Raw genomic sequence first — 7428 nt, 5'->3', positions numbered from 1 at the left:
AGATAATCTGGATTATATCTTAATGAGTAATTACTCTAACTTTTTATGTAACTAATTTTAAATACAAAATCGAAAATTTACGCAATATTAGTAATTACGGGTAATTGGTAAAAAGCAATAAAAAGATAAATATTCCCTTTCTTGTGTTCCCTGTTCCCTGTTCCCTGTTCCCTCTTCTTAGATAAGATAGACTGATTAACAACCAAGTTATCGGAAAAGATAAATTGGTTTATTTCCCTAATAACAAGGTTTTTAACAGTACATGAACAAAAGATTTATTTTAACTTTGATTTCTAGCCCCGTGTTGTTTACATCCATGTTATCTATGGTGATGATGGGTAGACCTGCTCATGCTAGTCAAACAGTTGACACTGCTGGTACTCATGAATCTTGTGTCATGTCTCCCCATTCAGCAACTCCGAACAAGGTATGTATACAGGTGAGTAATACTCCTTTGAGCGTTGCTAAAGAACCCATGAAATTGGCACAAGCGGACACAAATAATCCTAAAGAACTAGAATTTTCTGATGCTGAAAGTGATCTAGCTATCAAGCTATTTGGCTGTGATTGCCCTGTTTGTATCAATGCTGCTCGGCAATTGAATGGTTCAGCGCCTTTACCAGTTTAGCAAGATATGGTCTTAAAAAGCTGAAAAGGGCAGGGTCTCCCTGCCCCTACTTCCCTAACAATACTTCTCTAATTATGTCTGTTGGTACTTCGTCGGTAACTTTGACTGCACCAATTTGGGTTGGTAATACAAAGCGGACTTTGCCAGATTTAACTTTTTTGTCTAATTGCAAAGCATCAATAAGAGCTTCAATATCTAAATCTGCGGGTATTTGGGTGGGTAAACCTGCTTTTTTAATTAAGGCGTTTTGACGTTCTGTGTCTGCTTGTTGCCAAAGTCCCAATTTTACAGCAATGTCTCCCGCTGCTACCATACCAATGCCTACAGCTTCACCATGTTTAAACAGACGATACTCTGTGAGGCTTTCTACTGCATGACCGATGGTATGACCATAATTTAAAATTGCCCTGATTCCAGATTCTTTTTCATCTTTGCTGACAACATCTGCCTTTGCTTGACAGGAATGAGTTAATATGCTGTTTATCAGGTCGGATTTCACATAGCGGAGTTGGTCAAGGTGTTTACTTGCTGTTAGTTGAGTAAACAGTTCGGTGTCCCAAATGATCCCGTATTTGATCACCTCTGCCATTCCTGCCCGAAATTCCCTAGCGGGTAGGGTTTTTAAGACTTCTGGGTCAATTAAAACTAAACTGGGTTGATGAAATGCACCAATCAAGTTTTTACCGTGGGGATGATTTACGCCGGTTTTGCCACCAATGGCTGAGTCTACCATTGCGAGGAGACTGGTGGGAACTTGCACAACGTTGATGCCTCTGAGCCATGTGGCGGCGGCAAAGCCTGTCATATCACCAATAACACCTCCTCCTAATGCCACCATTGTTGAGGAGCGTTCTAGGCGATTCTCAAGGGCGATGTCGTAGAGTTTTTGAATGGAGTTGAGGGTTTTGTAGCGTTCACCTGGGGGTAGGTTGTAACTGACGACTTGAAAACCGGCATTTTCTAAAGAGGCGATCGCTCTTTCGCCATAATATTTAAATATCATCGGGTTGGAAACTAGCAATACTTTCTTACCTAGTTTCAAAGTCGCCATTTGTTCACCTAGTTGATCTAAACTCCCAGGTGCAATGGTAATATCATAAGATTTTTCTGGTATATCTACTTTAATTACAGAACTCATTCCCTAACCCTAATATAATCACTCGTCTGGGTATTTTACCCCAAGTTGACAACCTCTTTTCCATTCCCTGTTCCTTTTCAGAATTATTGATGATTGAATAGAAATAAGTAACTAATCTGGAGCAAAACAAATGGCTGTAGTTGAATATATTGTCTTTCTAGGCGTGTTTATGGGTGTAGCTGTAGGCTTGTTATTTGGTCTACGCGGAGCTAAGATCCTCTAATCCTACAATTAGACGCTAATTAAACCCACTTTATGTGGGTTTAGGTATTGGTTTCAATCAGATTATCAAATGTCTATTTACTACTTTGCTGTTTGATTGCAAGTTTTCACCACTTCAATCTCTAACTCAAATATCCGAGCAATTTGTTCTACAGTTAGTCCCTCATTTAATAAACCAATTCTCAATTATCAGATCCTCAAAATCCTGAAAATCTGCCACATTATTTGTTACTAAAATCAAGTCATTGCAGAACGCAATACTCGCAATTTGTCCATCAATAAAAGCAGGTGTTTTACCAATTTTTGATAATCTAGCCCGTTCCTGTGCGTGCCATTTTGCAGAATTGATATCATAATCAAGAACTGGCATTTTAACAGGTATTTCTTCAATATAATCTTCTAAAAAACGTCTTCTTCCAGATTCAGGAGGTAAACGTAAACAGCCAAATAATAATTCATGAATAACTACCGAAGCTGTAACTACTTCACCTTGGTACTGATTCATTTTATCAACAACTAATTTATTTGGGATTTTTTTATTAATTTCCGAAATAATATTAGTGTCTAAAAGAAAACGAAAAGTCACAGTTCCACCTCTCGTCCTGGACTACGATCTCTAAGATTGGCAAAATCATCATCTGTAAATTCTATACCTTCTCTTTCCATCCGTTCCCGAAATCGTAAGGTCATTTCCCAGAAATTTTCACCGTCAGAATTAAAAGTTGGTTTTTTTGGTGGTAATTTATGTTTGAGAAATTGAATAAAATCTAAAACTTCTTGTTGTTTATCGGTTGGTAACTCTCGCAAGTTCTCTAAAACAGCTTGTTCAATGGTCATTGTTTCACCTCTACTACTAGGCTATAATTCTATTATAAATGACATCAGCATTAATTTTTATTTTCTCCTCCATTTTTGAGATCAATTCCTAAATTTTCCAATTGTTGATTTATCCAATCTGTAGCTGTTGCTTCATCGGTTTCTATCGCTTTTTCTACTCCTATTTTAGCAATTTCTAGGAGTTGTTTGGATTTTAGTTTTAAATCAAAACTTTCCAGCAATGAGAGAAATCTTTTTAATTAATCATTTGCCATTCACGAGCATCTACAAATAAGGATAAATGTTCAACATTGGTAGTAGCAACAATTACTTGATTTCCATTTAATTCTTCTATTTTTGCTTGTGCTGCTAAAATAACATCACCATCAAGAGATTTAGGATCAGCAGTTGGTTTTCCCGTGTTTCTAATTTCTGCCCAAAATTGTGCTGCTAAAAGCATGGTAGCAGTAGTAATAGGCAAGTAAGTAATCGCTTGTTTGAATTGATCTAAACGTTTAATTCCTTTTGTTTTTCCCGCTCTTAACAGTTCTCGTCTTACTTCATAATCAGCAATTTCTGGTAAAATTACTTGATAACTTTTTAAGGGTAATTCATCTAACCATTCTTTACACTCCTGACAATTAGAATTAGAACTTTTAGGATTTGTTACCATTCCTAAAATATTTGTATCGAGGAAAATCAATTTATTCATATAAATTCAGCTTAATCTTAAAAAGGATTATCATCAATTTCTTGTTTTTGCCGCAAATATTCCCAAGTTTCCGTTTGTTCTTCTTGTTCTCCTTCTTCTAACCACTCTTTGGTTAATTCTTTGAGTAATTGATGTTGTTGATTTAAAATTTGTTGTTGTGCGTCTATTTCTAGCTGAGAATGGTTAAAAATCTCAGGTTTAAAAGTAACACTTTCTCGAAATACTCGCATCATTTGTAGTAAATTCGGCCAGTATTCCTTAGGTGTTGCTTGAATTTCTCGTAAAATTTCTATGAGATGATTTTCTTCGGTAGTGTTACTTAATTCTGGTTTATTGATTAAATCGGATTGAGACATAATTATTTATTCCTCATAATGTTGATAAAGCGTAATTAGGGGGTGCTGAAAAAGTTGTCTGTGAGGGCTAGGAGTCAGGAGTCAGGAGGAAGAATTAGAAGAAGAGAAGAATAGTATTGAATCTGGTCAAGTGATAGGTTTTTGCTGATTTCAACCCTTATTCCTTGCACCTGATTCACCTTTTTTACCTTCAAACTCTTGATATATCTCAGTTCTAGGTTTATTCAGCAGCCCCTAAAGCTTTGTATAGTCTATGCCTTTTGAGCTAATACTATCTGTATGAGGTGGTTGTTGAGGAGTTTTTGTGAGTGATTTAGGCTGAGTTATTATAGTTAAGGGACTTCCAAATAAAAAAATACTCAACCACCTAACACAAAAATCTCTCAAACCCTTATTCCTCTGTGTCCTCTGCGCCTCTGTGGTTCGTTAATCAGGATAATTTATTTCTTGGAAGTCCCTAAATCTAATTATATTGTCTTTTTAGGCATCCTAGCCCTAAAATTTGGAATAAAGACCAAATATTCTGGCAATTACCACCCAGGGCTATTTCGTTCTAGATACAACCCGTAATCCACCTTTTTATTAATAAAAAATCTTAATTAAATCAAATCTAAACTTACCCTATCTTCACCATAATTAGCAACTAAAACAAATAACTTCAACCATCGAGAACCCAGTAAAATTTCCTGTATTTCATCTCCAGCAAATACAGGGATTTCCCACTCTTGACCATCTATAATTACCCTACCATGATAAACATCAAAATCAGTTTCTCCTTGAGCAGTTCTTAATTTATCTTGACCTAAAAAATTCCAATCAAGACTTTGTACATCTTGTTTATTCATAGCTAAAAATTCAGTAAATCCTGTATCTAACCTTGTTTCTACAGGAAAACTGAAATTATCCCCACCAATTAAATCAATTTCAAAATAAACTTGTCCATTTTCTCCAAATCTGCCCTCAATCATATTCTGCCACTAACTCCCGTTTCATTAATGCCATAAATATGATGAATAACATGAGGATACTTTTCTCTGGCCATTTTACTGGCTACTTCCTTATCTTGATCAATAAAATAATCACCGCTATCAGGTTCAATAGCAATATACCAACCATAATATTTATCTAATATTTCTGGTTTTAAACGCTCAAAAATTACCCAACAACGCTCAGAAAATGCCTGTCTTCTAGCTCTATCTTCAGCTTTTTGTTCATCAGTCCACTGAATTTCGGGAAATACTCGACCACGACGGACAACTCTTTGGGGTGTGGATTGTGTCATCTTGATCACCTGCTTAAAGTTCATCCTAAATTCTAGCATATTCGAGTCCTCTCCCAGTCAGGGAGAGGTAATTTTCAATTGTTATATCATCGCTGGAATTGGTGTTTTTTCCTGCTTTTGAAATGGGGGACGCATTTCTAAACCAAGCAAATTCAACATTTCTTTGTCTGCGTCATAATCAGGACAGGGAGTAGTCACCGTTAACATTTTGTTATCATCGCTGGAGAAGATGGAATTTGCACCAGCCATGAAGCATAAAGCTTGTTCTACTTGGGAAAGTCTCGCCCTACCTGCACTTAACCGCACGTCAGATTTAGGCATAATAATTCTAGCAGTCGCAATCATCCGCACTACATCCCAAATGGGGACATCGGGTTGATTTTCTAAAGGTGTACCGGGAACTTGGGAAAGAATATTGATGGGTACAGATTCGGGGTGAGGCTGTAAATTTGAGAGAGTATGTAACATTCCGACTCGATCGCTAACATTTTCTCCTAAACCGAGAATACCGCCCGAACATACGGTAACATTAGTTTGGCGAACATTGGCAATTGTATTGAGGCGATCGCCATAAGTTCGAGTAGTAATCACAGTGCTGTAATATTCCTCTGAGGTATCAAGATTATGGTTATAAGCATATAATCCCGCATCTTCTAACCGCTTGGCTTGGTTTTCTGTCAACATTCCCAAGGTACAGCATACCTCTAAACCCATGCCAGTTACATCCTTGACCATATCCAGAACTTCCTCAAATTGGGAATTATCCCGAACTTCTCGCCAAGCAGCACCCATACAAACCCGACTCACACCGCTTTCTTTAGCTGTTTTGGCAATATTTATGACTGTTTCTTTTTCTAACAGTGCTTCGGGTTTTACCTCAGTTTTATAGCGGGAAGATTGGGCGCAGTAACCGCAATCTTCGGGACACGCACCAGTTTTAATGGAGATAAGTTTACAAACTTGTATTTGTTCAGGTTTGTGATATTGACGATGCACAGTAGCAGCTTGATAAATTAGCTCTAGAAATGGTGTATTATATATTGTCAATATTTCTGTTGGTTGCCAATCGTAGCGTATTCCCACTGTTATGATCCTTTTTGTAGTTCAAATTAACTAGCCCCGGCGATTAGAAATCGCGGAACCACACAGACAAAACCCGAATTTTCTTAGTCCGCGTAGGCGGACTTTGATTGTGTAGCAGCGAATTACATTCGCCCAAAACTTTTAAAATATCATCTTACTAAAATATTAAAATTTGAGTATATGACATCAGAGCCACCAATTCTGACAAGCGATCGCCTAATATTAAGAATGGCAGTGATGGAGGATATTCCTTACATACTCAAATATTTTACGGAAAATAAAGAATATCTTACGCCATTTTATCCTGAATGGGATGAAAACTTTTTCACTGACGATTATTGGGAGTATCAAGTAGAAACCAGTTTTTGGGAATTTGTGAACAACTATTCATTAAAACTATTTATTTATCGGAAACATCAGCCTAGACAAATTGTGGGGACTGCTAATTTTAGCAACTTTATCTATAGTGCTGCTCAATTTTGTCAATTAGGATATAGTTTAGCGGAATCAGCCCAAGGTTATGGTTACATGACAGAAGCCCTCTCTGTTTCCATAGGGTATATTTTTCAAGAATTAAATTTTCACCGAATTATGGCTAATTATATGCCACATAATCGCCGGAGTGGGAATGTTCTTAAAAGGGTCGGTTTTGTAGTTGAAGGATATGCTAGGGATTATTTAATGATTAATGGTAAATGGGAAGATCATATTTTCACCAGTTTAACAAATCCCCATTGGCGACCAAATTTATAGTATTTTATATCCCCGACTTTTCCAAGAAGTCGGGGATCTGAAGATAATTATGGAGAAATAAATTATGTCAATATATAATAATCGCATGGCTATTTTGGCGACAATGCACAATAAAGAAAAAGTAATTTCTCCTTTATTAAAAGAACATTTAGGAATTAATTTGATAGTTCCTCAAGGCTTAAATACTGATGTTTTTGGAACTTTTACTAGAGAAATTAAACGTCCAGATACGCAAGTTATCACTGCTAGATTAAAGGCTAAACAAGCCTTAGAAATGTATGATGAAAAAATAGCAATAGATACGCCCATTATAGGCATCGCCAGTGAAGGAAGTTTTGCACCTCATCCCCTCATTCCCTATATTTATGCTAACCGAGAAATCATTATTTTTCTGGATCAAGAAAATGATTTAGAAATTATTGGTGAAGTATTTTCTAT

At 36.6% G+C, this 7428-nt stretch carries 13 protein-coding genes; 4 read left to right on the top strand and 9 right to left on the bottom strand.

All coding sequences use genetic code 11. The features are described from left to right. The first annotated feature begins 262 nt into the window (after positions 1-262). The gene (locus IQ228_RS16885; RefSeq protein WP_027401488.1) at positions 263-628 is read left to right on the top strand and encodes a hypothetical protein; all 366 of its coding nucleotides are present in this window, start codon (positions 263-265) and stop codon (positions 626-628) included. A gap of 46 nt (positions 629-674) precedes the next feature. On the opposite strand, the gene aroB is transcribed toward IQ228_RS16885, so the two are convergent. Then, positions 675-1766 carry a 3-dehydroquinate synthase gene (gene aroB, locus IQ228_RS16880; protein WP_193963632.1) on the bottom strand — a complete coding sequence of 364 codons (1092 nt, stop codon included), beginning with the start codon at positions 1764-1766 and terminating at the stop codon, positions 675-677. Between the two features lie 130 nt (positions 1767-1896). Here aroB and petL point away from each other — a divergent pair, with 130 nt between their 5' ends. Continuing rightward, the gene (petL, locus tag IQ228_RS16875) at positions 1897-1989 is read left to right on the top strand and encodes a cytochrome b6-f complex subunit PetL (protein WP_035081422.1); all 93 of its coding nucleotides are present in this window, start codon (positions 1897-1899) and stop codon (positions 1987-1989) included. Positions 1990-2151: 162 nt separating this feature from the next. Here the strand turns inward: petL and IQ228_RS16870 are convergent, their stop codons facing one another. The 8 genes from IQ228_RS16870 to bioB form a co-directional block, all read right to left on the bottom strand. Further along, positions 2152-2574, bottom strand: a complete 423-nt coding sequence (locus tag IQ228_RS16870) for a type II toxin-antitoxin system VapC family toxin (RefSeq protein WP_027401486.1) — start codon at positions 2572-2574, stop codon at positions 2152-2154. Beyond that, entirely contained in the window at positions 2571-2825 is a 255-nt protein-coding gene (locus tag IQ228_RS16865; protein WP_096670988.1) for a DUF2281 domain-containing protein, read from the bottom strand. The genes IQ228_RS16870 and IQ228_RS16865 overlap by 4 nt, the downstream gene beginning before the upstream one ends. A gap of 50 nt (positions 2826-2875) precedes the next feature. Then, positions 2876-3046 (bottom strand): hypothetical protein, encoded by a 171-nt coding sequence (locus IQ228_RS16860; RefSeq protein WP_193963634.1) that lies wholly within the window; start codon positions 3044-3046, stop codon positions 2876-2878. Positions 3047-3060: 14 nt separating this feature from the next. Next, positions 3061-3516 carry a type II toxin-antitoxin system VapC family toxin gene (locus IQ228_RS16855; protein WP_027401484.1) on the bottom strand — a complete coding sequence of 152 codons (456 nt, stop codon included), beginning with the start codon at positions 3514-3516 and terminating at the stop codon, positions 3061-3063. Positions 3517-3533: 17 nt separating this feature from the next. Then, a complete protein-coding gene (locus IQ228_RS16850) occupies positions 3534-3872 on the bottom strand; it encodes a hypothetical protein (protein WP_027401483.1) in 339 nt (112 codons plus the stop codon). A gap of 599 nt (positions 3873-4471) precedes the next feature. Continuing rightward, positions 4472-4840: an aspartyl protease gene (locus IQ228_RS16845; protein WP_193963630.1), complete on the bottom strand. Its 369-nt coding sequence runs from the start codon at positions 4838-4840 to the stop codon at positions 4472-4474. Then, complete coding sequence (locus tag IQ228_RS16840; RefSeq protein WP_027401481.1) at positions 4837-5154, bottom strand: hypothetical protein; 318 nt, start codon at positions 5152-5154, stop codon at positions 4837-4839. Before IQ228_RS16840 ends, IQ228_RS16845 begins: the two co-directional genes overlap by 4 nt. Before the next feature lie 81 nt (positions 5155-5235). Further along, on the bottom strand, positions 5236-6237 hold the full coding sequence (bioB, locus tag IQ228_RS16835; RefSeq protein ID WP_027401480.1) for a biotin synthase BioB: 1002 nt from the start codon (positions 6235-6237) through the stop codon (positions 5236-5238). Positions 6238-6417: 180 nt separating this feature from the next. On the opposite strand from bioB, the gene IQ228_RS16830 reads away from it, so the two are divergent. Together IQ228_RS16830 and IQ228_RS16825 are read left to right on the top strand one after the other, a co-directional pair. Next, on the top strand, positions 6418-6990 hold the full coding sequence (locus IQ228_RS16830; protein ID WP_193963628.1) for a GNAT family N-acetyltransferase: 573 nt from the start codon (positions 6418-6420) through the stop codon (positions 6988-6990). A gap of 64 nt (positions 6991-7054) precedes the next feature. Beyond that, positions 7055-7428, top strand: a 374-nt coding sequence (locus IQ228_RS16825; RefSeq protein ID WP_370566903.1) for a DUF6671 family protein, incomplete at its 3' end; no start/stop codon positions are given.

Source organism: Dolichospermum sp. LEGE 00246 (assembly GCF_015207865.1).
GTDB classification, from domain to species: domain Bacteria; phylum Cyanobacteriota; class Cyanobacteriia; order Cyanobacteriales; family Nostocaceae; genus Dolichospermum; species Dolichospermum heterosporum.
Note: the sequence above shows the minus strand (reverse complement) of the source record. Positions and strands in the feature narration are given on the sequence as shown.

What these genes read in the sequence shown, in the direction of transcription:
- IQ228_RS16830 (WP_193963628.1), top strand. Translation starts at nt 6,418, where the DNA reads ATGACATCAGAGCCACCAATTCTGACAAGCGATCGCCTAATATTAAGA.
- petL (WP_035081422.1), top strand. Translation starts at nt 1,897, where the DNA reads ATGGCTGTAGTTGAATATATTGTCTTTCTAGGCGTGTTTATGGGTGTA.
- IQ228_RS16855 (WP_027401484.1), bottom strand. Translation starts at nt 3,516, where the DNA reads ATGAATAAATTGATTTTCCTCGATACAAATATTTTAGGAATGGTAACA.
- IQ228_RS16845 (WP_193963630.1), bottom strand. Translation starts at nt 4,840, where the DNA reads ATGATTGAGGGCAGATTTGGAGAAAATGGACAAGTTTATTTTGAAATT.
- IQ228_RS16840 (WP_027401481.1), bottom strand. Translation starts at nt 5,154, where the DNA reads ATGACACAATCCACACCCCAAAGAGTTGTCCGTCGTGGTCGAGTATTT.
- IQ228_RS16850 (WP_027401483.1), bottom strand. Translation starts at nt 3,872, where the DNA reads ATGTCTCAATCCGATTTAATCAATAAACCAGAATTAAGTAACACTACC.
- IQ228_RS16865 (WP_096670988.1), bottom strand. Translation starts at nt 2,825, where the DNA reads ATGACCATTGAACAAGCTGTTTTAGAGAACTTGCGAGAGTTACCAACC.
- IQ228_RS16885 (WP_027401488.1), top strand. Translation starts at nt 263, where the DNA reads ATGAACAAAAGATTTATTTTAACTTTGATTTCTAGCCCCGTGTTGTTT.
- aroB (WP_193963632.1), bottom strand. Translation starts at nt 1,766, where the DNA reads ATGAGTTCTGTAATTAAAGTAGATATACCAGAAAAATCTTATGATATT.